This is a genomic window from Streptomyces sp. NBC_00557, assembly GCF_036345995.1.
GTDB lineage: Bacteria > Actinomycetota > Actinomycetes > Streptomycetales > Streptomycetaceae > Streptomyces.
Genome location: NZ_CP107796.1, coordinates 658,410 through 683,825, shown reverse-complemented (window position 1 = coordinate 683,825; position 25,416 = coordinate 658,410). Strand labels below are relative to the sequence as shown.

General features: G+C 73.2%; 19 protein-coding genes. 7 read left to right on the top strand and 12 right to left on the bottom strand.

Annotated elements, in window-relative coordinates:
• The first annotated feature begins 106 nt into the window (after nt 1–106).
• The 3 genes from OG956_RS02395 to OG956_RS02385 all read left to right on the top strand — a co-directional run bounded on the left by OG956_RS02395 (nt 107) and on the right by OG956_RS02385 (nt 4,667).
• Nucleotides 107–1,570, top strand: coding sequence for an aminotransferase class I/II-fold pyridoxal phosphate-dependent enzyme (locus tag OG956_RS02395; protein ID WP_330336241.1), 1,464 nt, complete (start codon nt 107–109; stop codon nt 1,568–1,570).
• Between the two features lie 437 nt (nt 1,571–2,007).
• Nucleotides 2,008–4,287 (top strand): catalase, encoded by a 2,280-nt coding sequence (locus tag OG956_RS02390; RefSeq protein WP_330336240.1) that lies wholly within the window; start codon nt 2,008–2,010, stop codon nt 4,285–4,287.
• Nucleotides 4,288–4,427: 140 nt separating this feature from the next.
• Complete coding sequence (locus OG956_RS02385; RefSeq protein ID WP_330336239.1) at nt 4,428–4,667, top strand: chaplin; 240 nt, start codon at nt 4,428–4,430, stop codon at nt 4,665–4,667.
• 49 nt (nt 4,668–4,716) lie between these two features.
• On the opposite strand, the gene OG956_RS02380 is transcribed toward OG956_RS02385, so the two are convergent.
• From OG956_RS02380 to OG956_RS02365, 4 genes are all read right to left on the bottom strand, one after another.
• Entirely contained in the window at nt 4,717–5,472 is a 756-nt protein-coding gene (locus tag OG956_RS02380) for a class I SAM-dependent methyltransferase (RefSeq protein WP_330336238.1), read from the bottom strand.
• Nucleotides 5,473–5,758: 286 nt separating this feature from the next.
• Entirely contained in the window at nt 5,759–6,901 is a 1,143-nt protein-coding gene (locus OG956_RS02375) for an acyltransferase family protein (RefSeq protein WP_330336237.1), read from the bottom strand.
• A 279-nt stretch (nt 6,902–7,180) separates the two neighbouring features.
• A complete protein-coding gene (gene ku / locus OG956_RS02370) occupies nt 7,181–8,254 on the bottom strand; it encodes a non-homologous end joining protein Ku (RefSeq protein WP_330336236.1) in 1,074 nt (357 codons plus the stop codon).
• A 740-nt stretch (nt 8,255–8,994) separates the two neighbouring features.
• Nucleotides 8,995–9,930 (bottom strand): hypothetical protein, encoded by a 936-nt coding sequence (locus tag OG956_RS02365; protein ID WP_330336235.1) that lies wholly within the window; start codon nt 9,928–9,930, stop codon nt 8,995–8,997.
• A 410-nt stretch (nt 9,931–10,340) separates the two neighbouring features.
• On the opposite strand from OG956_RS02365, the gene OG956_RS02360 reads away from it, so the two are divergent.
• On the top strand, nt 10,341–10,778 hold the full coding sequence (locus OG956_RS02360) for a Fur family transcriptional regulator (RefSeq protein ID WP_330336234.1): 438 nt from the start codon (nt 10,341–10,343) through the stop codon (nt 10,776–10,778).
• A 33-nt stretch (nt 10,779–10,811) separates the two neighbouring features.
• On the top strand, nt 10,812–13,037 hold the full coding sequence (katG, locus tag OG956_RS02355; protein ID WP_330336233.1) for a catalase/peroxidase HPI: 2,226 nt from the start codon (nt 10,812–10,814) through the stop codon (nt 13,035–13,037).
• A gap of 239 nt (nt 13,038–13,276) precedes the next feature.
• Here katG and OG956_RS02350 read toward each other — a convergent pair whose 3' ends face one another.
• The 3 genes from OG956_RS02350 to OG956_RS02340 all read right to left on the bottom strand — a co-directional run bounded on the left by OG956_RS02350 (nt 13,277) and on the right by OG956_RS02340 (nt 16,733).
• Entirely contained in the window at nt 13,277–13,666 is a 390-nt protein-coding gene (locus OG956_RS02350; RefSeq protein WP_330336232.1) for a VOC family protein, read from the bottom strand.
• 207 nt (nt 13,667–13,873) lie between these two features.
• Nucleotides 13,874–15,445, bottom strand: a complete 1,572-nt coding sequence (locus OG956_RS02345) for an amidohydrolase (protein ID WP_330336231.1) — start codon at nt 15,443–15,445, stop codon at nt 13,874–13,876.
• Nucleotides 15,446–15,479: 34 nt separating this feature from the next.
• A complete protein-coding gene (locus OG956_RS02340) occupies nt 15,480–16,733 on the bottom strand; it encodes an APC family permease (protein WP_330336230.1) in 1,254 nt (417 codons plus the stop codon).
• A gap of 168 nt (nt 16,734–16,901) precedes the next feature.
• On the opposite strand from OG956_RS02340, the gene OG956_RS02335 reads away from it, so the two are divergent.
• Together OG956_RS02335 and OG956_RS02330 are read left to right on the top strand one after the other, a co-directional pair.
• The gene (locus OG956_RS02335) at nt 16,902–17,084 is read left to right on the top strand and encodes a hypothetical protein (RefSeq protein WP_330336229.1); all 183 of its coding nucleotides are present in this window, start codon (nt 16,902–16,904) and stop codon (nt 17,082–17,084) included.
• Nucleotides 17,085–17,155: 71 nt separating this feature from the next.
• Complete coding sequence (locus OG956_RS02330; protein ID WP_330336228.1) at nt 17,156–18,046, top strand: SDR family oxidoreductase; 891 nt, start codon at nt 17,156–17,158, stop codon at nt 18,044–18,046.
• Between the two features lie 2 nt (nt 18,047–18,048).
• Here OG956_RS02330 and OG956_RS02325 read toward each other — a convergent pair whose 3' ends face one another.
• The 5 genes from OG956_RS02325 to efeB all read right to left on the bottom strand — a co-directional run bounded on the left by OG956_RS02325 (nt 18,049) and on the right by efeB (nt 25,194).
• A complete protein-coding gene (locus OG956_RS02325; protein WP_443065518.1) occupies nt 18,049–19,599 on the bottom strand; it encodes a N,N-dimethylformamidase beta subunit family domain-containing protein in 1,551 nt (516 codons plus the stop codon).
• A 155-nt stretch (nt 19,600–19,754) separates the two neighbouring features.
• Nucleotides 19,755–20,753, bottom strand: coding sequence for a hypothetical protein (locus OG956_RS02320; protein ID WP_330336227.1), 999 nt, complete (start codon nt 20,751–20,753; stop codon nt 19,755–19,757).
• A gap of 84 nt (nt 20,754–20,837) precedes the next feature.
• Entirely contained in the window at nt 20,838–21,839 is a 1,002-nt protein-coding gene (locus OG956_RS02315; protein ID WP_330336226.1) for an aminoglycoside phosphotransferase family protein, read from the bottom strand.
• A gap of 138 nt (nt 21,840–21,977) precedes the next feature.
• Nucleotides 21,978–23,792, bottom strand: coding sequence for a phospholipase C (locus tag OG956_RS02310; protein WP_330336225.1), 1,815 nt, complete (start codon nt 23,790–23,792; stop codon nt 21,978–21,980).
• Between the two features lie 202 nt (nt 23,793–23,994).
• On the bottom strand, nt 23,995–25,194 hold the full coding sequence (gene efeB / locus OG956_RS02305; RefSeq protein ID WP_330342709.1) for an iron uptake transporter deferrochelatase/peroxidase subunit: 1,200 nt from the start codon (nt 25,192–25,194) through the stop codon (nt 23,995–23,997).
• Between the last annotated feature and the right edge of the window lie 222 nt (nt 25,195–25,416).

The following is a 25,416-nucleotide window of genomic DNA, read 5'->3' as shown; positions in this document are numbered from 1 at the left end:
GAGGGTGCGGCCCGTGCGGACGGGGCCGCACCCTCCGCATGCCTGCGGGGACGGCACACGCAGCACCGGCGGAAGCCGGCGAACAAGCGGGAAGAAGAGGACACGCATGGATCACTCGCGCGCACCCGTACTCGAGGCCCTCCAGGAGTTCCGGCGCCGCGGCGACGTGGTGTTCGGACCGCCCGGTCACAAGCAGGGCCGCGGCGCCGACCCCCGGGTCGCCGACGTCCTCGGCATCGACGTCTTCCGCTCGGACGTGCTGACCCTCAACGGCCTGGACGACCGCCGGGAGTCCCAGGGGGTGCTGGAGCAGGCGCAGGAGCTGATGGCCGACGCGGTCGGCGCCGAGCACGCCTTCTTCTCGACCTGCGGCAGCTCCCTGTCCGTGAAGACCGCGATGCTCGCGGTCGCGGGCCCGGGGGAGAAGCTGCTGCTCTCCCGCAACGCGCACAAATCCGTCATCGCGGCGGTGATCATCAACGGGGTGGAGCCGATCTGGGTCCACCCGAAGTTCGACACCGAACGGCACATGGCCCATCCGCCGGAGCCCGACGACGTACGCGACCGGCTGCGCGAGCACCCCGACGCCAAGGGCATGCTGCTGATCACGCCCACCGACTGGGGCACCTGCGCCGACATCCGGGGCGTCGCCGAGGCCTGTCACGCCTACGACGTACCGCTCATCGTGGACGAGGCCTGGGGCGCCCATCTGCCCTTCCACCCGGCCCTGCCGACCTGGGGCATGGACGCCGGCGCCGACCTGGTCGTCACCAGCGTCCACAAGATGGGCGGTGCCATCGAGCAGAGCTCGGTCTTCCACCTCCAGCACGACCGGGTGGCCCCGGACGTGCTCAAGCAGCGCGAGGACCTGCTCGGCACCACCAGCGCCTCCTCCCTGGTGTACGGCGCCCTGGACGGCTGGCGGCGGCAGATGGCGGAGCAGGGCCACGAGCTGCTGGACAGGGCCTTCCACCGGGCCGAGCGCATCCGCGCCGAGCTGCGGGAACTGCCGGGGCTGCGGGTCATGGGCGGCGAGGTCGTCGAGGAGGGGCTGGCGGCCGAGTTCGACCCCCTGAAGATCGTCATCGACGTCCGGGACCTCGGCATCAGCGGCATGCAGGCGGCCGAGTGGCTGCGGACGCACCGGCACGTCGACGTGGGCGGCTCGGACAGCTGCCGGATCAGCGCCTCCATCACCCACGCGGACGACGACGAGACCGAGAAGGTCCTCCTCGACGCCCTGCGGTCCCTGGTGGAGAACGCCGGGTCGATCGAACGGCAGCCCCCGGTGCGGCTGCCCGAGCCCCGGGTGCTCGAACTGGAGCAGGCGGTCCTGCCGCGCGAGGCGTTCTTCGGGCCCGCCGAACAGGTGCCAGCCGAACGGGCCGTGGGCCGGATCTGCGCCGAGATGATCAGCCCCTATCCGCCCGGCGTGCCCGTCGTGGCACCGGGCGAGGTGATCACCGCGGAGGTGCTGGACTTCCTGCGCAGCGGAGTGGAGCACGGCTTCCTCATCTCCGACGCGGCGGACCCGACGCTGAAGACCCTGCGCGTCACCGCCCGCCCGTGACGGGACGCGACGAGTGACCGGGCCCGCCGCCGGGCTCCCGAACTGCGGGCGCCCGGCGCAGCGCCTAGGCTGACGGGTGTGGGCGGGCGTGCCTCGCCTGCCCGGGTCAAGAAGCCGGCCCGCCGACGAAGACACCCTCGGCAGGGGGCACTTGGCCCTGCGCGACGTCCCCGGGTCCGGACGGCACGTCCGGCGGGCCCTGCCGTCCCGGCAAGTCGATGGGAGACGGCCCGACTTCACCCCGACCGGGAATCCTCCTGATTCCCGGTTTCGGACGCCCCGGCCCGGGGACCTCGGAACGAGGGCCGCGTCGACCCCTTTCATCTGATCTGTTCGCACTTGTCGGCCGTATGCCCCGGGCGTGGCCACCGCGCGTCGGACGCCCCGCTTCGCCGGTGCCGGGCCCGCCCCCGTGACCAGCGATGGAAAGAGCAGCGATGAGCGAGAGCAATCCCCTCAAGCGAGCGGCGGACAAGGCGGTCGACTCCCTGCGTGGCGACGGCGCGGGTCCGGAGCAGGGCATCCCCGGCAAGCCCGGCCCCGAGGCGCCGTCGGCCGCCGAACCGACCGATCCCCATGAGCCGCTGCCGCCCAAGCCCGACCAGACCGGCCCGGAGACCGTCTCGCCCACCGGACAGCCCACCGGCGCCGACCAGGCGCGGATGGCGCAGAGCGGAAGCTATCTGACCAGCGCCCAGGGCACCCGGCTGTACGACACCGATCACTCGCTGAAGGCGGGACCGCGTGGCCCGGTGCTGCTGCAGGACCACCACCTGCGCGAAAAGGTCATGCACTTCGACCACGAACGCATCCCGGAGCGCGTGGTCCACGCCCGCGGCGCCGGCGCGCACGGGGTGTTCCGCAGCTACGGCACGGCCGCGAACGTGACCAAGGCGGCCTTCCTCGCCGAGGGCGTGGAGACGCCGGTGTTCGTCCGCTTCTCCACCGTGCTCGGCTCCCGGGGCTCCTCCGACACCGTCCGGGACACCCGCGGCTTCGCGACGAAGTTCTACACCAGCGAGGGCGTCTTCGACCTGGTCGGCAACAACATCCCGGTCTTCTTCATCCAGGACGCGATCAAGTTCCCGGACGTCGTGCACGCCGCCAAACCGCACCCGGACCGGGAGATCCCGCAGGCCCAGAGCGCCCACGACACCTTCTGGGACTTCGTCACCCTGCACACCGAGGCCACCCACCACACCCTGTGGAACATGTCCGACCGGGGCATCCCGCGCTCCTTCCGCACCATGGAGGGCTTCGGCGTCCACACCTTCCGGCTGGTCGACGCCGACGGCGGGACCACCCTGGTGAAGTTCCACTGGAAGCCGAAGCTGGGCGTGCACTCGCTGGTGTGGGAGGAGGCGCAGATCATCAACGGCGTCGACCCGGACTTCCACCGCCGGGACCTCGCCGACGCCATCGAGGCCGGCGCCTACCCCGAGTGGGAGTTCGGCATCCAGACCTTCCCCGACACCCCCGACCAGACGTTCGAGGGCATCGACCTGCTGGACCCGACGAACATCGTCCCCGAGGAACTGGCCCCCGTGCAGCCCATCGGACTGCTCACCCTCAACCGCAACCCGTCGAACTTCTTCGCCGAGACCGAGCAGGTCGCCTTCCACCCCGGCCACCTCGTCCCCGGCATCGACATCACCGACGACCCGCTGCTCGCCGGGCGCCTCTTCTCGTACCTGGACACCCAGATCACCCGGCTGGCCGGCCCCAACTTCGCGCAGATCCCCGTCAACCGGCCGCACGCGCCCGTCAACGACATGACGCGGGACGGCTTCCACCAGGACGCCGTGCACCGGGGCGTGGCCCCCTACCGCCCCAACTCCCTCGACGGCGGCTGCCCGTTCACGGCCGGCGCCGCCGACGGCGCGTACGTCGAGGCACCGGTACGGGTGCCGGAGGCGACGAAGGTCCGGGAGGCGCCAGCGTCGTTCGACGACCACTTCAGCCAGCCGCGCCGGTTCTGGCTCAGCATGAGCCCGGTGGAGCGCGAGCACATCATCGGCGCCTACACCTTCGAACTCGGCAAGTGCTACGAACAGGCCATCAAGGAACGGGGACTGCAGGTCCTGGCGAACATCGACCCGGAGCTGTGCGCGGGCGTCGCCGCCGGTCTCGGCCTGCCCGCCCCCGAACCCACCGTGCCCCTGGCCGACGTGCAGCCCAGCCCCGCCCTGTCCCAGGTGGGCCGTACCTGGCCCACCGACGGCCGGATCATCGGCATCGTCACCGGTCCCGACGGCGACCTCGACGGAGTGCGGGCGGCACGCCAGGAGGTGCTGGACGGCGGGATGGTCCCGCTCGTCGTGGCACCGACGGGCGGCACCCTGGGCTCCGGCTCGGACGCGCTCACCGTCCAGCGGACCTACGCCACGGCGCGGTCGGTCGAGTTCGACGCGCTGCTGGTGGCGGGCACCCCCGGGATCGGCGCCGACGCCTACGGCGCCCGGGACGCCAAGGCGGGACTGCCCGGCGACGGGAACGGCGCCCCCGACCCCCGGGTGGGGCTGCTGCTGGCGGAGGCGTACCGGCACGGGAAGGCCATCGGCGCCGCCAAGGGCGGACAGGACGCGCTGGAGGCGGCCGGCATCCCCCTCGACGCGCCCGGAGTGATCGCCGGCGACGGCGCCACCACGGTCCTTCAGCAGCTCACCCGGCTGCTCGGCTCCCACCGGGTCTGGGACCGCTTCCCCGCCACCGCCTGACGCGGGCGCCGGCAGGGGCCGATGGAGGGAATCTGCCGTACGCCGTTCGGTGCTGGTACCGGACGGCGTACGTGAAGAGGCGGACACCGCGCGGTACGGCTGTCATGAAAGACTCCCACCGTCAATCAGTGAGGCAGATCATGCGTCTTCGCAGTTTCGCCACAACGGCCGTGCTCGCGGGTGTCCTTGCCATGGGAGGCTCGGCGACCGCGTTCGCCGCCGACCCGAACCCGGTCGGTGCCGCCTACAACAGCCCCGGTGTCCTCTCCGGCAACGTCATTCAGGTACCGGTCAAGATTCCGGTGAACGCGTGCGGTGACTCCATCGACGTCCTCGGGCTGCTGAACCCGGCCACCGGCAACAGCTGCGTGAACTACTGACGACGCCCGTGCGCCGGCTCCCGCACCCGGATGCCGGCGCACGGCCGTGTCACCGGCCGTCCGGACGGCGGAACAGGGCGGTCCAGAGGAAGTCCTCCCCGAACAGCGGTGAGTCCGCCGGCTGCGGCCGCATGCCGCGCAGTTCGATCTCCTGAAGACCGGAGAAGATCCGGCGCAGCGACTCGGGGGTGTAGGCGAGGCCGCCGTGCAGGCCGGGCTCGCGGTAGAACGCCGCGTCGGGCAGTTCGGAGCCCATCCGGCCGGCGGCGAAGCAGGTCAGCGCGAAGTGCCCGCCCGGCGCCAGCACCCGCTCCAGCAGCGCCAGATGGCTGATGCGGCGGTGCGGCGGCAGATGATGGAAGCAGCCGGAGTCGTACACGAGGTCGTACGGGCCGCACAGCCCGGCCGTGCTCCCCGTGGTCAGGGCGAAGGCGTCACCGCAGTGGAACCGCACCGCACCCGGTGTGTCCCCGGCCTCCCCCGCGCGCTCCTCGGCCCAGGCGATGGCGGCCGGGGAGAGATCGACGGCGTCCACCTCGAAACCCCGCGCGGCCAGGTGCAGGGCGTTGCGGCCCGGCCCGCAGCCCAGATCGAGGGCCCGCCCCGGGCCGATCAGACCGCGGTCCAGATACGACACCAGGTTCTCGTCCGGCTTCCCCGCGAAGAACGGCACCGGTCTGTCCCGGTCCGCGTAGAAGCCGTCCCACCACTGCCCCGCGCCCGGTGTCCAGCGGTCGGCCTCCGGTGCGAACAGCCCGTCCAGGAGCCGCAGTACGTCCTCCACCGTGCGGATGTCCCGCTCCACCTCTGCCCCCTTCTCCCACTGCGCAGAACCTAGGGGCGGGAGCGGCGCAACGCCAGGCCGCGGGGCCGGGCCCGAGGCCACGGGTGGGCGGCGGAGAGGGCAACGAACGGGGCGCCGACTTCTCCCTCATCGGCCGGCCGGCAGGCCCTCCCGGTGCTCACAGCGCTCCGGCACGGGACCTTCCCGGCTCAAGCCGGAAGCACTTTTCCGTCCGGTTTCCCGGGCACGTCCGCAGGAGGCCGCGGCCGGCTCAGTCCCCGGCCGCGGCCGGTGCCTCCTGGCGGGCCTACGCCTGGTCCGGCTGCGTCGCCGGACGGCGGAGCGGGCGCAGCAGCAGGCGTCTCGCCGGGCGCTCCACCGCCTCGTACAGCAGCCAGGACAGGCCGAGCGCCACCGTGAACACGGTCGCGGTGACCGCGATCCCCGCCAGCGGCCCGAAGTGCGGCTTCGTCCCGAGCAGCGGCGCGGCGGACCGGATCACCAGCAGATGGACCATGTAGAAGGCGAACGACAGCTCCCCGAGCCGCACCAGCCGCCGGCGCCGCCACAGCGAGGGCAGACCGTTCAGGTCCGCCGTGGCCGCGGCCGGGATGAGCAGCGTGAACCCGGCGATGGTGCACATGGTCGCGGAGTAGCCGGGCGCGACCTGCGGGACGAGGAAGTAGCCGATGATCGCCAGGGCGAGCGAGGCCTCCAGACCCGGCCCCCGCCACCGGCCGAGCAGCACCAGCCGTGCGGTGACCGTGCCGAGGACGAACTCGGGCAGCCGCGCCGCCGGGAACGAGTACAGCGCGTACCTCCACCAGTGATGCGCGTCCGCGCGGGCCAGCACCAGGATCGCCGCCAGCGACAGCGCGCCGAGCACGAGCGCACCGCGCGCCCCGAGCCGGCGCAGCAGCAGGAACAGCAGCGGAAAGGCGGCGTAGAAGAACGCCTCGCAGGCGAGGGACCAGCTGACCGGGTTCAGCGTCTGCCACCAGGGGCGCCACCAGGAGTGCAGCAGCAGCGCGTTGGACAGCGCCTGCTTCGGCGTCGGCCTCGGCTGGTTCGCCAGCGTGTACGCCATCACCAGCGCGAGGACCAGGGTGACCAGGTGCACCGGGTAAATGCGCGCGATGCGCCGTCTCCAGAAGGCGAGCACGCGGTCACGGGGCCGCGCCGACCAGGTCAGGACGAAGCCGGACAGCACGAAGAAGAACGACACTCCGGTGGCGCCGGAGCCGAATCCCCAGGAGACGAGCCGGCCGCCGGTGCCTCCGAAGTAGCCGAAGTTGTTCACGTGGAGTCCGAACACCAGCAGCGCCGCCATCCACCGCAGTCCCGTCAGGGACGGCAGCGAGGGCCTGGCGGAGGCCGGTGAATCCCCGGCGGTCGTGTCGCCGGTGGGGGTGGGCGGCGTCCGGAACGTCCGGGGCGTCGCCGTGGTCATCGAATCACCTGCCGCAGAGGGTTGGCGTGGGGCATGAAGGGGTATCTTGCCCGTTCACCCCTGGTCCATCACGTCACATGGCAAACATCACACTCGCTGCCGAACGACAGACGTCTCCGTATGCCACGGAGGGCCGGACCGGGTGCACCCGTACGAGTGACGCCCCACACCCCTTGATCAGCCCGCGGCCGGCACCCGGCGTCCCGACGGGGCCGAGTGGGAACGGAAGCCGTCGCGCGAAAGGAGCGGGCCGCCGGCCCGAGTTCCGGCCGCCGAAGGTCAAGCCGCCTGGCCCGCAAGCGCCTTGACGAGCTGGTCCCGCGTCATCTTCGACCGGCCCGCCACACCTGCGGCGCTCGCCCGCTTCTGCAGCTCCGCCTTCGACAGGGACGCCAGGTCCTCGGACGCCTTGCGGCCCGCGGACTTCTTCTTGCCGGCGGGTTCCTTCTTGGCTGCGGGTTCCTTCTTGGCGGAAGCGGGCCGGGACTTGCCGGAGCTCGTCCGCTTCGTGCCGGCGGCGGCCCGGGTCCGGCCGGCGGCCCCTTTCCCGCCGCCGCCCTTGCGACCCTTGGACCGGCTCTGCTCCACGCTGCGGCTGAGCGCCTCCATGAGGTCGATGACGTTGGTCGCCTCCGGCGGCTCCGCTTCGCCGACGACCTCCTCGCCCTTCCGCTTCGCGGCGACGAGCTTCATGACGCGTTCCTCGTAGGTGTCGTGGTACTCGTCGGGGTTCCACTCGATGGTCAGCGCGTCGATCAGCTGCTCGGCCGTCCGCAGCTCCCTGCTGTCGCTGCCGGGGCGCCGCTCCGGCAGGTCCGGCACCACGGAGGCGGGATCGCGCACCTCGTCGGCCCAGTGCAGGGTGTGCAGCACGAGGACGCGCGGCTGGGCCCGCAGCGCGGTCAGGTACTCCTTGCCCCGCATGGTGAGCGTGGCGATCCCGGCCTTGTCCGCGCGGTCCAGCGCCGCCCGCATCAGCTCGTACACCTTCACGTACTCCTTGCCGCGCGGGCCGACGTAGTACGTGTGGTCGAAGTACACGGGCTCGACCTCGCGCAGGTCGACGAACCCGGCGAGGTCGATCACCTTCGACCGCCCCGGTGCGATCTCCTCCAGCTCCTCCGGCTCCACGACGACGTACTCGCCCTCGTCGATCTCGTAGCCCTTGACGATCCGGTCGCCGCCGACCTCCTTGCCGGTGCGCTCGTTGACCCGCTTGTTGCGGATCCGGTCCGAGGTGCCGCGCTGGAGCTGGTGGAAGTGCACGGTGTGGTCCTCGGTGGCGGTGTACAGCCCCACGGGCAGGGTGACCAGCCCGAAGGTCAGCACCCCGGTCCAGATCGGTCTCGCCATGGCTCCTCGCCTCCCGTCCCGAGGCCGGCTCCGGCGCGCGGGATCCCGGCATGCGCGGTGGCCGGCCGGCCGCTCCGGGGAGTGCGCCGGGCGTGGGACGCGGCCGCCAGTGCCAGTCTCCCGGCAGCGCGGTCCTCCGGCCAGCCGGACGTGCGCCGGGGGGCGACCGTTGATGCGGCGGGGGACGACCCTGACGCTCGGCGTTCGCCGCGTACGGGAGCGCCGGCGGCCACCAGGCGTGCCGCCGTCCTGTTCACGGAGCGGCTGTCACACGGTCGGCCGGGGTGTCCTCCGCGGCGACCGTGGGCCGCGAGGTGCGCGAGCGGGGGTGGATGGTCACGGCGTGGACGAGGGTCGCGACGGCGGCGCAGACGACCGTGAGTGAGGAGAGGGGGTTCTCCAGCGCCGTCCGGACGCCGCGGGAACTCCGCCGTCTTCGACACAACCGTGTTCCGCGGCGGGCAGGGAGTTTCTGTGCAGGGGTGGACCGGCAGTGCATGCCCGGCGACGGCGACGGCGACGGCGACGGCGACGGCGAGCGCGCCGTGCGGTCGGTCAGGAAGTCCGGGAGGACGGACTGCGCCTGCTCGCTTCCCTGGCGGCCGCCGGAGCCACCGGCCCGGCCCCGCAGTACCGCACGGCCCGACACCGCCGCGGCATCGCCACGGACGTCTCCGCAGAGCGGGCCGGGCACCGGCCCGGCCGTCGGCGCCAGGGGGACACCGCGCCGCGCGCCCCCGTCACCTGCCGCGCGACCCCGGGCCGGCGGCCAGCCGGTCCGCCTCGGCTGCCGTCGTATGGGCGCGGCGCCGGGCCTCCCGTACGGCACGGTCGGCCTGCCGGGCCTGGTCCCGGGCCGTTTGCTCGTCGGCGCGGGCCCGCCGCTGTTCCTCCTCGGCGTCATGCAGCTCCGCGCGCAGCGCACGCACGCGCTCGTCCGCCTCGGCCACCCGGTCGCGGGCCCGCTCCGCCTCCCGCCCGGCCGCCTCGGCCTCCTTCTCGCGGGCGCGCAGATCCCGCTCGGCGGCGCGGGCGGCTTCACGGGCCTCGTTGAGACGGCGCCGGTGCGCCAGCTCGTCGACGCGCTGCCGTGCCGCGCCGCGCTTCTTCGCCGCCCTCCGTCCGCCGGTGGACTCCGCGGCCTCGCCGCGCGTCGTCGCTTCCGTCACCACCGGGCGGCGTTCGAGGAGGGTCTCGTCCGCCTCGGGAAACCCGAACGTGGAGCTGAGCGGCTTCACCAGCCGCCCCGCCGCCCACTCCCGGCCGGCCTCCGGGACGGCGAGGACGGCGTGCAGCGTCTCCTCGACCTCCCGCTGGACGCCCTCACCCACCGGCCGCCCGGCCTGAGCCGCCAGCCGGCGCGCCTGCCGTCCGAGCGCGGCGATCACCTCGCTCTGCTTGCGGGCGAGCTTGCGCAGCTGCGGGCCGTCCAGTTCGCGATGGGCCCGGCGCAGTTCCTCGCCGAGTTCCAGCAGCGGCCGGACCTCCTCCGGCCGGCGGCGTACGAGCAGATTGCTGACCCAGGCGGCCAGACTCGGCCGGCGCAACGCGCCGATCTCCTTGGCGAGCGCCTGATCACCGGCCTTGCGGGCCTCCAGGGCACGTCGGTCACGGGCGGCGACGAACTCCTCCGGCCGCAGCCCGTACAACTCGTCCGCGACGGCGTCCAGGTCCACCAGCGTCCCTCTCGACGGCCACCTCGGCCACGGACTCCGAGTGTCCCACCGCCCGACGTCCCTGCGCCTGTCCGTACGGCGGGCCTGCGGCCGCTGCGCCCAGGCCGTCCGCCCCACCCGCATACACCAGGCCGTGTGCCCCACCCGCATACAGGCGGGCGCGGTCCTGACCGCGGCGTGGTCGCCACACCTGTCCCTCCGCCTCCCCGGCTCACCCGTTGGGACGACCGTCCGGCTCGCCGTACCGCTGTCGCGTGTCCCGGGCCGCATGATGCGGGCATGTCCCGGACCCACCCGCCGGCCGGCCTCGCGGGTGGCGGGGCGGTGGACGGGGGGTGACGCGACGCCGAGAAAAATTGCATCGTTCGTTTTCTTGAATCTCTCGTGTTTAGGACGGTAGGTTCGTCCCCATGACCGCCTCCCCGACCCCGACCACCGCCGAAGAGCTCCGCGGTGCCGGCCTGCGCGTGACGGCAGCCCGCGTCGCGCTGCTGGAGACCGTCCGGGCGGGCGACCACCTCGGCGTCGAGGCGATCGCCTCCGGGGTCCGTGCCCGCGTGGGCCACATCTCCCTGCAAGCCGTCTACGAAGCCCTGCACGCCCTCACCGCGGCGGGACTCCTCCGCCGTATCGAGCCGGCCGGCCACCCGGCCCGGTACGAGGGACGCGTCGGCGACAACCACCACCACATCGTGTGCCGGTCCTGCGGGACCGTCGCCGACGTCGACTGCGCGGTCGGCGAGGCGCCCTGCCTGACCGCCTCCGACGACCGCGGCTTCGCCATCGACGAGGCCGAGGTCGTGTACTGGGGCCTGTGCCCCGACTGTTCCACCGGCCGCAGTTCCTGAGCACCGAGTTCCGCACAGTTCGGAAGGATTGCCATGACCGAGAACCACGACGCGATCGTCACGGACGCGAAGGCCGAAGGGGCGAGCGGCGGCTGCCCCGTCGCGCACGACCGGGCCCTGCACCCCACCCAGGGCGGTGACAACCGCCAGTGGTGGCCGGAGCGGCTCAACCTGAAGATCCTCGCCAAGAACCCGCCTGCGACGAACCCGCTCGGTGAGGAGTTCGACTACGCCGAGGCGTTCAAGAGCGTCGACCTTCCGGCCCTGAAGCGGGACATCGCCGAGGTGCTCACCACGTCGCAGGACTGGTGGCCGGCCGACTTCGGCAACTACGGCCCGCTGATCATCCGCATGGCCTGGCACAGCGCCGGCACCTACCGCATCAGCGACGGCCGCGGCGGCGCCGGCGCCGGCCAGCAGCGGTTCGCCCCGCTGAACAGCTGGCCGGACAACGTCAACCTGGACAAGGCCCGCCGCCTGCTGTGGCCGGTGAAGAAGAAGTACGGCCAGAAGATCTCCTGGGCCGACCTGATGATCCTCGCCGGCAACGTGGCGCTGGAGTCGATGGGCTTCAAGACCTTCGGCTTCGGCGGCGGCCGCGAGGACGTCTGGGAGCCGGAGGAGGACGTCTACTGGGGCCCGGAGACCCAGTGGCTGGACGACAAGCGCTACTCCGGAAACCGCGAGCTGGAGAACCCGCTCGGCGCCGTCCAGATGGGCCTCATCTACGTCAACCCCGAGGGCCCCAACGGCAACCCGGACCCGCTGGCCGCGGCCCGCGACATCCGTGAGACGTTCCGCCGCATGGCGATGAACGACGAGGAGACCGTCGCGCTGATCGCCGGCGGCCACACCTTCGGCAAGACCCACGGCGCCGGCCCCGCCGACCACGTCGGTCCCGACCCCGAGGCCGCCGGCCTGGAGGAGCAGGGCCTCGGCTGGAAGAGCACCTACGGCACCGGCAAGGGCGCGGACGCCATCGGCTCCGGCCTCGAGGTCACCTGGACCGCCACGCCGACCCAGTGGAGCAACGGCTTCTTCAAGAACCTCTTCGAGTACGAGTACGAGCTCACCCAGAGCCCGGCCGGCGCCCACCAGTGGGTGGCCAAGGACGCCCCGGAGATCATCCCCGACGCGCACGACCCGTCGAAGAAGCACCGCCCGACGATGCTCACCACCGACCTGGCGCTGCGCTTCGACCCGATCTACGAGCCGATCTCCCGCCGCTTCTACGAGAACCCGGACGAGTTCGCGGACGCCTTCGCCCGCGCCTGGTACAAGCTCACCCACCGTGACATGGGCCCGAAGTCCCTGTACCTCGGCCCGGAGGTCCCGGAGGAGACCCTGATCTGGCAGGACCCGCTGCCGGAGCGCGAGGGCGAGCTGATCGACGACGCCGACATCGCGGCCCTCAAGACCAAGCTGCTCGACTCGGGCCTCAGCGTGTCCCAGCTGGTCACCACCGCCTGGGCGTCCGCCTCCACCTTCCGCTCCAGCGACAAGCGCGGCGGCGCCAACGGCGCCCGCATCCGCCTCGCCCCGCAGAACGGCTGGGAGGTCAACGACCCCGACCAGCTCGCCCAGGTGCTGCGCACCCTGGAGGGCATCCAGCGGGACTTCAACGCCTCCTCCGGCGCCAAGAAGGTGTCCCTGGCCGACCTGATCGTCCTCGGCGGTGTCGCCGCGGTCGAGAAGGCCGCCAAGGAGGGCGGCTTCGCGGTGGAGGTGCCGTTCACGCCGGGCCGCGTGGACGCCGGCGAGGAGCACACCGACGCCGAGTCCTTCGAGGCGCTGGAGCCGACCGCGGACGGCTTCCGCAACTACCTCGGCAAGGGCAACCGCCTGCAGGCCGAGTACCTGCTGGTCGACAAGGCGAACCTGCTGAGCCTGAGCGCCCCCGAGATGACGGTGCTCGTCGGCGGTCTGCGCGTCCTCGGCGCCAACCACCAGCAGTCGCAGCTCGGCGTCTTCACCAAGACGCCCGGCGTCCTCACCAACGACTTCTTCGTCAACCTGCTCGACATGGGCACCACGTGGAAGTCGACCTCCGAGGACCAGACCACGTTCGAGGGCCGGGACGCCGTCACCGGCGAGCTGAAGTGGGCCGGCAGCCGCGCCGACCTCGTCTTCGGCTCCAACTCCGAGCTGCGCGCCCTCGCCGAGGTGTACGCCAGCGACGACGCGAAGGAGAAGTTCGTGAAGGACTTCGTCGCCGCGTGGGACAAGGTCATGAACCTGGACCGGTTCGACCTGGTCTGAGCACGGCACCAAGGGCGTCCGCCCCGACCCGCACGGGCCGGGGCGGACGCCCTCGTCGTACCGGCGCCGCACCGGCACGAAGAGGGATGCGCCACGGGCAGCCGCCCGGCGCCGGCGCCGCGCGGCGGTCCGCACGGGTGAGCGCGGCCATGGCCACCCGATCGTACGGACCACGGAGGGGACCCCGGGCATGCTGGACGTCATCCGGAAGGAGGCGTTCGGCAGGTGAGGCGCGTCGCCTACTCGGGCCATCCGCCGTAGGGGACGGTGATCAGTTCCATGGCGTGGCCCACCGGATCCAGGAAGTAGACGCCGCGGCCGCCGTCGTTGTGGTTGATCGTGCCGGGCTGCTTCTGGTGCGGGTCGGCCCAGTGGGCGATGCCGCGGTCGACGATTTTCGCGTACGCGGCGTCGAACACCTCCTCGGAGACCAGGAAGGCGTAGTGCTGCGGGGTGATCCGGTCCTCGGGGACGGCGGCGAAGTCCAGCGTGACCCCGTTGGCGAGGGCCACCGCGACGAACGGGCCCCACTCCCCGGTGATCTCCAGGCCGAGCAGTTCGGAGAGGAACTCGGCGGACTCCCGGTTGTCCCGGGCGTGGACGATGGTGTGGTTCAACTCGACGGACAAAGGAATGCCTCCAGGGCATGTCCCGGCACCTCCATGCCTCACCCGGCCGGTGACCGGCACGCGATGCCGCGAACGATCGTAGATGCGGACGGGGCGGAGTGTCGACGAGTATCCCGCCCCGCCCAGCCGACCGGGCGGTACACGGCCGCGGCGTGTTGCGCGTCCCGGCCTGCGGCGCACGCCTCCCGGGCTGCCGCTGACGGGCCCTCACACGTCCCGGTGCACCACGTGCCCCCCGGTGACCGTCAGCCGTACCGGGGACTCGGCGAGTTCGTCGGCGGGTGCCCGCAGCGGGTCCAGGGCCAGGGCGGTGAGGTCGGCCCGGCAGCCCGGGGCGATACGGCCGGCGACGGCGGACTCGCCGGCGGCGGCCGCCGCGTGGCTGGTGCAGCCCTCCAGCGCCTGCAACGGCGTCAGTCCCGGCCGGTGCGCCGCGGCGCCCTTCGGCCGGCGGGCCGTCGCCAGCACGGCGCGGACGTCGTAGGGGGCGATGGGCCAGTCCGAGCCGAGGGCGAGCGTGGCGCCGGCCTCCCGCAGATCGCGCAGCCGCCAGGCGCGGGCGGCCCGGTCGCCGCCGAGCCTGCGGGACCACTCGTCGCTGCCGTCGGCGCGCGTGTACCCGGTGTGCGGCGGCTGCAACGAGGCCGCGACCCCCAACTCGGCGAAGCGCGGCAGGAGTTCGTCGGGCGCCGTCTCGATGTGCTCGATCCGGTGGGCGCCGTGTCCGCTCGGTCCCAGAGAGGCCACGGTGTCCAGCGCGTGCCGGACGGCCGCGTCCCCGATGGCGTGCGTGGCGGTGCGTACACCGGCCCGGTTCAGGGTGCGGACGGCCTCCGCATAGGCGTGCGGGTCCGGCCAGAACGCGGCGGTGCCCTGACCGTGGCAGTCGGGATGCTCCAGCCAGGCGGTGCCGCCCTCGACGGTGCCGTCCATGAAGAACTTGACCCCGCCGACCAGCCAGTGCCGCCCGCCCCTGCCCTGCGCCTCGATCAGCTCGCGCAGCGCGTCGTCGTCGGCGCCCGGCATGCACCAGGGCGCGAACCGCAGCCGCACCGGCAGGACCGTCTCCTCGGCCACCGCCGCGACCAGACCGAGATCGCCGCCGTCCATCACATGCGCCCCGGTGAGCCCGGTCGCGGCCATCGCGGACAGCAACTCCAGCAGCCGCGCCCGCTGTTCGGCGTACGACGGCCGGGGCACGACGGCGGTCACCAGGTCCATCGCGGCGTGCTCGACCAGATGACCGGTGGGGCGGCCCGAGGTGTCGCAGACCACCTCCGCGTGCTGGGCGAAGACCCGCGGGCCGGTCACCCCGGCGGCGGCCAGCGCGGCGGCACTGGCGAGGGCGGAGTGGCCGTCGTACAGGCGCAGGAAGGCCGGGGCGCCGCCGAGCACGTCCGCGATCAGGCCGTGGTGGACCGGGCGGCCCCCGAACGCGTTGTGGTCCAGGCCGTAGCCGACGACCCAGCCGTCGATCCGCTCCGCGCCGGCGAGCGCCGCGCGCAGTCCGGCCAGGTCGGTCACGCCCGACAGATCCGTGCCCGTCGCCATGTTCAGCCCCCACACCGGATGGCTGTGCGCGTCGACGAGTCCGGGCACGAGGTGGGCGCCGCACAGGTCGACGACCTCGGTGCCAGGGCCGCGCCAGTCCCGTACGTCGTCCGCCTCGCCGACCGCGGTGATCGCGCCGTCGTGCACGGCGACGGCGGAGGCGGTGGGGCGGCCGGGGTCGAGGGTGCGGACCTGGGCGCCGGTGAGGACGAGATCGGCAGCGGGCATCGGGGCGGCTCCTGTGGGACGAGGGATGGCGCAGTCACTCGGCGGGCGCGGTGACCGTGGCCGGGGCGGTGGTGCGGTCGGGACCGGGGGCGCCGGCGGCGCCGCCCGGCTCGGTGGCGAACCGGGCGTAGACGGCCGGGCGGGAGCGGCGCAGCCACCAGGCCAGCGGCAGGCCGAGCAGGAAGACGGCCGGTGCCACCACGACCAGTAGGACGTTCACGGTCGACGACGCGCCGGTGAACAGGTCGATGTGGGTCACGACCAGCGCGATCGCGGCCGCCAGCAGCACGGTGGCGAGGACCGGCGCCACCACCGTGCGGATCCGGCCCTCCTGGTGGCGCACCCGCCGGAAGTAGCACGGTACGGCGACCGCGGCGAGCAGCTGCAGCAGCAACAGGCCGATCATGCCCGGGGTGTTCACCCACAGCAGCAGCTGCTGGTACGGGTCGGCGTGCGCGGCCCGGAACGCGAGCACGACCACGGCGCCGAGGACGGTCTGGGCGACACCGGCGAGGTACGGCGAGCGGTGGCGCGGGTGGATCCGGCCGAGCCGGCGCGGCAGCACGCCCTCCTCGGCCAGGGCGAGGACATAGCGGTTGATGGCGTTGTGGAAGGCGAGGAGGGAGGCGATGACGCTGGTGACGATGAAGACGTGCATCAGATCGGCGGCCCAGCCGCCCACGAAGGCGCTGATCGCGGTGAAGAACAGGCCGGCCGGGTCCTTGCCGGCCGCGCCCACCACCCGGTCGTCGCCGAAGGCCTGGACGGCGATCCAGACGGTGAACGCGTAGAACAGGCCGAGGAATCCGACGGCCAGATAGGTGGCGCGCGGGACCGTGCGGCCGGGGTCGCGGGCCTCGCGGCGGTAGATGACGGTCGACTCGAAGCCGGTGAACGCGGCGAACGCGAACGCGAGGACGGCCGCCATGCCCGGCACGAGCACATGGCCCGGGGCGAGCGAGGCCGCGGACAGCCCGTGGGCGCCGCCCTTCAGCAGCACCCCGCCGGCGAGCAGCACGAGTATGCCCGTCTCGCAGACGAGCAGCACACCGAGGACCTTGGCGCCGAAGTCGATCGAGCGGTAGCCGCCGTACCCGATCAGCAGCAGACCGAGCAGGGACACCGGCAGCCAGGGCACGTCGACGCCGGCGAGGGTGTGCAGGGTGTCGCGGGCGGTGGTGGCGAGCAGGCCGTAGACGCCGATCTCCATGCCGTTGTAGCCGACCAGCGCCAGCAGGGCCGCGCCGACCGCGCCTTCGAGGTCGGCCTGACCGCCTTCATGACCCACGCGCGCGCCCTCCGCGGGGCCGGCGGCGACCAGCCGCCCACCGGGGTCCTGTCGGAGTCCGGGCGCGCGGGTTTCCCGCTACCGCCAGTAATGTGATCACCTTTTCTCCGGGTGTACCAGTCAGTCAACTTGGCGCGTCCCAGGACGCGCCGTGCCCGGAGAATGCCGATGTCCTCTGTCAACGACGCGCTGGAGAACGCGCGCCTCACCTATGAGCAGCACATGCGCACGTGCCGCCAGTGCCACGCCGACGGCGCCGCCTGTGCCGTGGCCAAGCACCTGCTGCGGGTCTACAACAACGCCCGCAGGGAGCACCTGCGGTCGCGAGGACGGCCCGCGGGGTCGGACTGAACAGGCTTTTCGGCCCGTGTGATCCGGGAACCCGGTCGCCGTCCCGTCCCCCCGAGACACAGGAGGCCGCCGTGACGGACCAGCACGGTGACCGGCCGAACCCGGTCACGCAGCACCCGCGCCCCGAGTTCCCGTCCCAGGACCAGCCGCACCCGGGCTGGACCGGCCCGATGGACCCACCGCCCGACCACGGCGAGGACTCCTACCGCGGCGCGGGCCGGCTGGACGGCCGCAAGACCGTGATCACCGGCGGTGACTCCGGGATCGGGCGGGCGGTGGCGCTGGCCTTCGCCCGCGAGGGCGCCGACGTGCTGTTCACCCACCTCGCCGACGAGGAGGAGGACGCCCGCGAGACGTCCCGGCTCGTGGAGGACGCCGGGCGCAAGGCGGTCGCCGTCTCCTGCGACATCCGCGAGGAGGACAACTGCCGGGCGCTGATCGAGCGGGCGGTGGCCGAGTTCGGCCGCATCGACGTCCTCGTGAACAACGCCGCCTACCAGATGTCCCAGCCGGACGGCATCGAGGCGATCAGCACCGAGCAGTTCGACCGGGTCGTCCGGACGAACCTGTACGGCATGTTCTGGCTCACCAAGTTCGCCCTGCCGCACATCCCGGCCGGCGGCTGCATCATCAACTCCACGTCCGTGCAGGCGTACAAGCCCAGTCCGCATCTGCTGGACTACGCGACGACCAAGGGCGCCATCGTCACCTTCACGCAGGGACTCGCGCAGATGCTCGCCGAGCGCGGCATCCGGGTCAACGCGGTGGCGCCGGGACCGGTGTGGACGCCGCTGATCCCCTCGACGCTGCCGGACACGCAGGAGTTCGGGAAGCAGGCGCCGCTCGGCCGCCCGGCCCAGCCCGCCGAACTGGCGCCCGCCTACGTCTACTTGGCGTCCCCGCAGGCGAGCTACATCACCGCCGAGATCCTCAACGCGACCGGCGGCACCCCGCTGCCCTGACCTCAGGCGCCGTACACCTCGCGGACGTTGGCGCGCGGCGGCGGAGCGTGCCGCACCGCGGGACCGCGCGCGAACGTCCGCAGCAGGTTCTCCGTGGTGCGGGTGACGAAGGCGCGGGTGCGGGCGTCCATGCGGTGGTCGCGCCCGAACATGCCCGTGCCGGCCACCAGCGCCTCCACCCAGCGCATGGTGCCGGTCGCGAACACCCCGGCGCCGCTCGGGACCGTGTAGTACGCCGAGTCGCTGTGGCCGGCCCGCCCGCCGCACACCAGCGGCGAGTGCGCGACGATCTCCAGCTCGCCGGGCGTGGGGGCGCCGGGCGTGATCCGGTCGTACTCCACGCCGACGAGATGCGCGAAGGAGTCGCCGGAGCGTGCGCCGGTGCCCTCGTACAGCCAGTGGCCGGCGGCCCGGACCACATAGGGCGCGTCCACCGGATAGCCCTCGTAGAGCACGCCGGTCAGGGACGACTCGGGATCCGGGGCGGGCGGCAGCCGGTAGTCGGTGGTGACCAGGGCCGGGTGCGTGCCGTAGCAGGGGTCGGCGCGGTAGTCGGTCTTGTAGCAGACCACCGTACGGTCGTCCGCGGCGTCCCCGGCCTCCAGCCGGACCCGGCGGAAACAGGTGTTGGCGCCGAGGAACGCGATGTTCGTGCCCGCGTCCCGGGCGGCCGTCACGTGGGCCCGCTGCTGCGGCGTCCAGTACTCGTCGTGCCCCAGGCACACGACGGCGTGCGCGCCGCGCAGCACCCCGGGGTCGCGGTGCACGTCCATGCCGGTCGTGTAGGCCAGCGGGATGCCGAGGCGCTCGGCCAGCACCACCAGCGCCCACTCGTACACCTGGAACTTCCCGGCGCCCTCGCCGTCGTAGGGACGGTCGAAGCTCACCGCGAGGGAGCGGGTCGCGTACGCCCCGGACGCGCCGTTGTAGAGGCTGCTGCCGCCCCAGCGGTTGTACGCCTGCCAGGTGGCGGGGGCGTGCATGAGGACCGTACGGCCCGTGCCGTCGGTGGAGCGGACGATCAGCGGAACGTACCGCTGGTGGCCGGTGTCCGCCTCGAGACGCAGCAGATAGGCGCCCTCCGGCCAGCCCGAGGTGTCGACCGGCAGCGTCTCGGGCCAGTCGGCTCGCACGGTGCGGGTGGCGGGCAGCACGCGCGGGGCCGGCTGGGCGCGGCCGGGTATGCGCTCGGACGTCCAGACGCGGCGGGCCTGTGCGCCGCCGTACCAGCCGACCCGGAACGCGGACACCCGGAACGACGCGGCGGTGGTCGACACATGCAGTCCGAACCGCTCGCCCGGGGTGACGCTCACCCGGTCCGCGTACCCGGCCACCGCGTCCGGCGGGCCGGTGGACAGCAGACGCCAGTCGGCGGTGCCGGGGGCGTCGCGCTCGGCCTCGGGCCTGAGCCGCCCGCGGGGGTCCGTCGTGGCGTGCGGGTGCGGCGGTGCCGCCGTGCAGGCGGCCGTGCCGAGGCAGACACCCGCGCACAGGGTGAGGAAACACCGGCGGCCGAGGCCGGCCGGAGGCGTGGTGCCGTGTGCCGTGGCCACTTCACCTCCCGGGTCCGTTTCAGCCCCCAGGTTCCCGGCCCTCGCTCGCCCCGCGCAACCCGCACGGCACGGCGGGCACCGGCCGTGAGGCCGCGCCGGCACGGCCCTCCCGGGACGGCGGCGGACTGGGCCGAACGGGTGATGGGCGCGCGCCCTCAGGTGCGGAACCCGACGTGCACGTGGTCGTGGTGGGTGGCGTCGCTGAAGAACTGTCCTGTGCCGCCGCCCGACATCTGTACCGGGCCGCCCACGTTGTACGACCCCGCGGCCGCCGCGTCCCGCATGAACCGCTCGATCAGACCGCGCGGCGTCGCCGGGTCGACGACCGCGTGACCGTCGATCCGCCACACGTCGAAGGCCCGGCCGCGCGGATGGTCGCTGGGCCTGCTGGTGCCGAACACGTCCAGCGGGTGCCCGGAGCGGACGACGCTCACGTCCAGCCGGTACCTCCGCGCCAGCGCCAGCATCGCCTTCGCCACGCTGGTGTGCACCTGCCCGCTGCGCAGATCCGCCAGGGCGGCGGGCGGCAGCGCGATCCGGTCGTCGGACAGCACGCTGCGGACGTCCGGCGCGAGCGACCGGGCGGCCGGGCCGGGGTGCGCCGGACGCAGGGCGTCGACCGTCCAGCCGGACCCCGACCGGGACAGCCGTACGTCGACCGTCGTCCCGCCGGCGCCGACCCTGCCGCCGTGCCGGGTCCACTGCCGGCACACCACCAGCACGCTGGCCGACCGGGACAGGATCCCGCCGTACTGCGCGTCCACGACCTGCAGCGCCGCCTGATCCGCCGCCGGCAGCAGCGGCCCGGCCTGCCCGACGAGCCCCGCCGGCTGCCCCAGCGCGGCGACTCTCGCCCGCGCCGCCGCCGTGCCGCCGCGCCCCTCGGGCCAGGCGCCGATCGCCTCCACCACCTGAACGGCCCGCAGTTTCGCCGCCGGCTGCACCTCGGCGGACGTGGGCCGCCAGGGCGTGGTGCGGGGCAGCGCGGGGGACGGCGACGGCGACCCGGTGGGAGACGCGGCACCTCGGGACGGCCGTGCGTCCGGACCCGTGCCGCCGGAACAGCCCGCCGCACCGAGCGCGACACCGGCAAGGCCGGCCAGGACGGCGCGGCGGCCGGGCGGGGGAGCGGACGGCGCGCGGGTGCGAGTCATACCGCCCAGTGTCCGCCGTACGGCACAGGGCGGGCGGCCGCCGCGCGCAGGGCGCCTTCGGTACGGCAGTACGGCCCGGGGGCCTCAGAACGGCGGGCCGTCGAGGATCTCCAGCAGGGACGCGGCGCTCTGCTCGGCGCCCGGGCTGGTGCCCGACGCGTCCGGGAACGTGCGGCCCCAGGACGCGGCGCGGCCGAGGACGCTCAGACGCCAGGCGAGTCGCGCACCGCGCCGCAGCTCCGCAGGCGTGCGCCCGTCGCCCGTCCACGGCTCCAGGTAGGCGTCGAGGAGGCGGGCGAGGACCTGCGGGCCGTACCGGGCGCATGCCTTGCCGGCGGGGATGCGCAGGCTGCAGAACGGGTGCGACACCGCCGCGTCGCCCCAGTCGAAGAAGACGAACCGGTCCGGCGCCGGATGGAACAGCTGGCCGTCGTGCAGGTCGGCGTGGTCGAGGGTGTCCTCCACGCCGAGCGAGGCGAGTTCGGCGCACCAGTCGGCGAGGCGGGGCCGCAGCGCCTCCAGCCGGGCGCGTGCCTCCGGGGGCAGCGCGCCGCCTGTCGCGAGCAGCCGGTCGAAGGCCTCGGGCAGGTCCGGGGTCCGGGCGGCGGGCACCCCCAGCCCCTCGATCTCGCGCGCACGCGGAGTCAGGGCCCGCTGCATGCCCGCGTACCGGCGCAGCAGCTCCTCCCAGGTCCGCGGCTCGACCGGCGCCCGGGCGAGCACGTCCCGGAACAGCTCTCCTCCGTCGGGCAGCAGCACCCACGCACGCTCGGCGTCGACGGCCAGCGGCCGCAGCACGTGCTCCGGCACCCAGCGGGCCAGCGCCGCGGTGAGCGGGCCCTCGAAGGCGCTGGCCGGCGGATTCGCCTTGAACCAGACGGCGCCCCGCCCCGCCACGGGCACCCGCACCAGCACCGACCACGGCCGCAGCCGCACCCTCAACTCCCCGCCCGCCCGCAGCCCGTGGGAGGCGAGCCGCTCCCTCACCCACTCCAGGGCCGAGGCCCGCCACGCCTCCTGCTCCCACGGAGTCGGGGCGTACTGGTAATTGCTCCGGTCCACGACGATGGAGAACTCCTGTTGCACGGTGCCATCCCATCATCCCGGCGCAGAGCCGGTCACCCCGATTTCCCCGCAGGTCACGCCCCGGAAGCGCCGTGCGGGCGGACGAACGCGCCCCCGGTCGACGACCGGGGGCGCGCCAGTGGGTGTGCGACCGCGGGATCAGGCCTGCTGCTTGCGGCGCAGGGTCAGGTACGTGCCGGTCGCGCCCGCCGCCAGCAGGGCGCCCACGCCGAGGCCGACCGGCAGGGTGGGGAAGCCGGAGGCGTCCGTCGCCGCGGCCGTGGTCTGCATCGCCGGGCCCGGGGCGATGCTGGTGGAGACCGGGGCGACGTGCCGGATCGGGCCGACGTGCCGGACGGAGCCGTCGGCGTTCAGCAGCACCTGCTTGCCGTTCGGGTGCCGGAAGTCGAACATGCCCGCAAGGGAACCGGCGGTGGCGTCGAAGGAGTGGTCGCCGATGCGGCCGGTCCTCCAGTTGTCCTCGATGAACCGGGTGATGGACGCCTGGTCCGTCAGGGTGTGGTCGACCTTGTTGACCTTGCTGTACGGCGAGATGACCAGCAGCGGCTGGCGGGTGCCGGGGCCGCAGCGGTCGGCGTAACCACCGGCCGCCTTCGGGCCCTTCTGGCAGGCCGGGCTGTCGGTGGGCTTGCCGTTGGAGCCGAGGGAGGTGTCCGTCGAGCCGTTCCTCGGGGCGACGTAGGCGTGGTCGTACCAGCCGTCGGAGTCGTCGTAGGCGACCACGATCGCGGTGGACTTCCACTGCGGCGAGCTCTGGATCGCGTTGATCTCGTTCACCAGGAAGTGCTGCTCGTCGACCGGGTCGGAGTAGCCGGCGTGGCCGTCCTGGTACTCACCGGCCTTCAGGAAGCTGACCGCCGGCAGCTTGCCCGCCTTCAGCGCGGCGGAGAAGTCGGTCAGGTCGTAGTTGTGGTTGGCCCGGCCGTTGTGGCCGATCTCCGAGACGCTCTTCGGCGCCAGGTGGTGCGGGTTCGCCGTCGACTTGTAGTACGCGAACGGGTTGTGGTGCGGGCTGTAGTCCACCACGGACGCGCCGCCCAGGTTGGTGTGCGCGGTGTCGCACTTGGCGTAGGAGCCGGACGTGCCGTTCCACGCGGCCGAGGGACGGAAGCCGCCCTGGAACCAGCCCCACGTCACCTTCCTGGCGTTGAGCAGGTCACCGATGTTCCTGCCCTGCATCGCGGCGAGCGCGTTGCTGCTGGTGTGGTCCTTGTTCGAGCAGTCGTCGAAGGCGGGGTCCGGGTCGTTGATGACCGTGCCCACGCCCTTGGCGTCCGGGGACTTGACCGCGTAGGCGTCCGGGGTGGACGTCTGCTTGGGGTTCTCCGTGCCGGTGGACGGGTCCACGGAGATCACGCCGTGCGTGTTGCCGGAGACCAGGTTCAGCGCGCCCGGCGTCGAGGGGCCGTAGACCGAGCTGAAGGAGCGGTCGGACAGGGAGTAGTGCTGGGCGTAGTTCCACAGCGCGGTGACGGTGTTGCCGTCGTAGTAGTCCATCACCAGGCCGGGCTCGCCGAACAGGCCGCCGCTGCACTTGTCGACCTCGGTGTTCTGCACGAACTGGTCGGCCTTGCCGCCGTCGTAGGCGTACTGCTCCGGGCCGTAGGAGTGGTTCTGGTCGCAGGTCATCGCCTGGGACGGGGACAGCCGCTTCGGCGCGTACTGGTTCGGGTTCTTCTTCAGCAGCCCGGCGTGCGCGAGGGTGTCGATGTCCTTCGGGGTGTTCTTCGACGCGGTGAACTTCGTGCCGTCGGTGTTGGCGGCCTTCGGGTACGTGGCGAAGTAGTGGTCGAAGGAGATGTTCTCGTCGAAGAGCACGACGACGTGCTTGATCGGTGTCGCGGTCGAGGAGTGCCCGCCCTGTGCCGCGGCCGGCGCCGCCGCCCAGCCGGGCGCGTTGCTGCCGAGCACGGTGAGCGCCGCGGCTCCCGCGAGCGCTCCCAGGCTCCGCATAGCGGCTCGTCTTCCTCTGCTGGCCATGGTGGTTACCCCTCCGGACAGAACGTCTGTGCGTCGTACGAGCAGGGATGCTGCGCCCGTTGCTGGGCGTGCCGGCGGAGCCATCATGGCGTGCGGGTGAACACCGAGTCAGGGATACCAGGGCAAAACTTGACTGTGTGTTGACCCGTTCGGCGGCCGAGTTGTCCGGACAGGTTCAGCCGAACAGGGCGCGCCCGTACCAGTCGTGAGCGTCCCGCACGCCGGGCAGCGCGAAGAAGTAGCCGCCGCCGAACGGGCTGATGTAGTCCGTCAGCGGCTCACCCTTCAGCCGGTGCTGCACGGCCTCGAACTGCCGCTTCACGTCCTGCTGGTAGCAGCAGAACAGCAGGCCCATGTCGAGGTTGCCGTTGGCGTCCATGCCCCGGTCGTAGTTGTAGGCGCGGCGCAGCAGGCGCTGGTCGTCGGTGGCGGGGGTGCGGGGGTTGGCGAGCCGGATGTGCGCGTCCAGCGGGATGACGTCACCCTTGGGGTCGTCGGCGTACTTCGGCGTGTCGTACTCGTGGTCGCCGTCCAGGGGAGCGCCGGAGGAGCGGGCGCGGCCGAACATCCGCTCCTGCTCGCTGAGCGAGACCCGGTCCCAGAACTCCACCAGCATCCGGATCAGCCGTACGACCTGGTAGCTGCCGCCGGCCGCCCACTCCGGCTCGCCCATGCCCCTGCCCACCCACACCAGGCGGTTCATCTCGCGGGCGCTGCCGGTGTCCGGGTTCGCGGTGCCGTCCTTGAACCCCATCAGATTGCGCGGGGTCCCGGACGGCCGGGGCGGGCTGGAGAATCCGTCCATCCGCCAGCGGACCTGCGCTGCGCCCCGGGTGTGCCGGGCGATGTCACGCAGCGCGTGCAGAGTGGTGTCCGGTTCGTCCGCGTGCAGTTGGAGGCTGAGGTCGCCGTGGCACCAGTCGGGCTTCAGGTCGTCGTCGGGGAACTCGGGCATCGCGGTCAGCCGCCGCGGCCGGAGCGGGGCCAGCCCGAACCGGTCGTCGAACAACGAGGCGCCCACGCCGACGGTGACGGCCAGTTGGCCGGACGGCAGCCGGTCGCCGAGGACGCCCGAGTCGGCGGGCGGACCGGTGATGCCGACCGGCGAAGGCGTCCCGCCCGAGGTGAGGAAGCGGGCCCGGTCGGTGAGCGTGCGCAGCAGGCCGGCCAGTTCGGCGCGGCTCCCGGCGGTCACGTCGAGCGCGACGAACACGCAGCTGCGGCGGGGTGCGGCGATCGCGGAGGCCTGATGGACACCGTGGAAGGGGGCGATCGGGGCAGCGGCGTCCACCGTACTGCTGCCCGGGGCCGCGGCGCTCGTGGCGAGGCCCGCCCCCGCCAGCGCGGCCCCGCGCAGGAAGCCACGCCGCGCCAGCCCGCCGGCCCGCTCGAGAGCGAGGCGGCCCCGCCCATCGGGACGACCGGCGCCGGGCCGGTCGGGTGCGGGTGCTTGTGCGCGGTCGGTGCCGGGCCTGTTCGGTGTCTCGGGGCGGTCGGTGCTGGGCCTGCTGGGTGCCTCGGGGCGGTGGGGTGCCTGGTGCCGGTCGGTGCCGGGCCTTTCCGGTGTCTCGGGACGGCCGGTGCCGGGCCGGTGGGG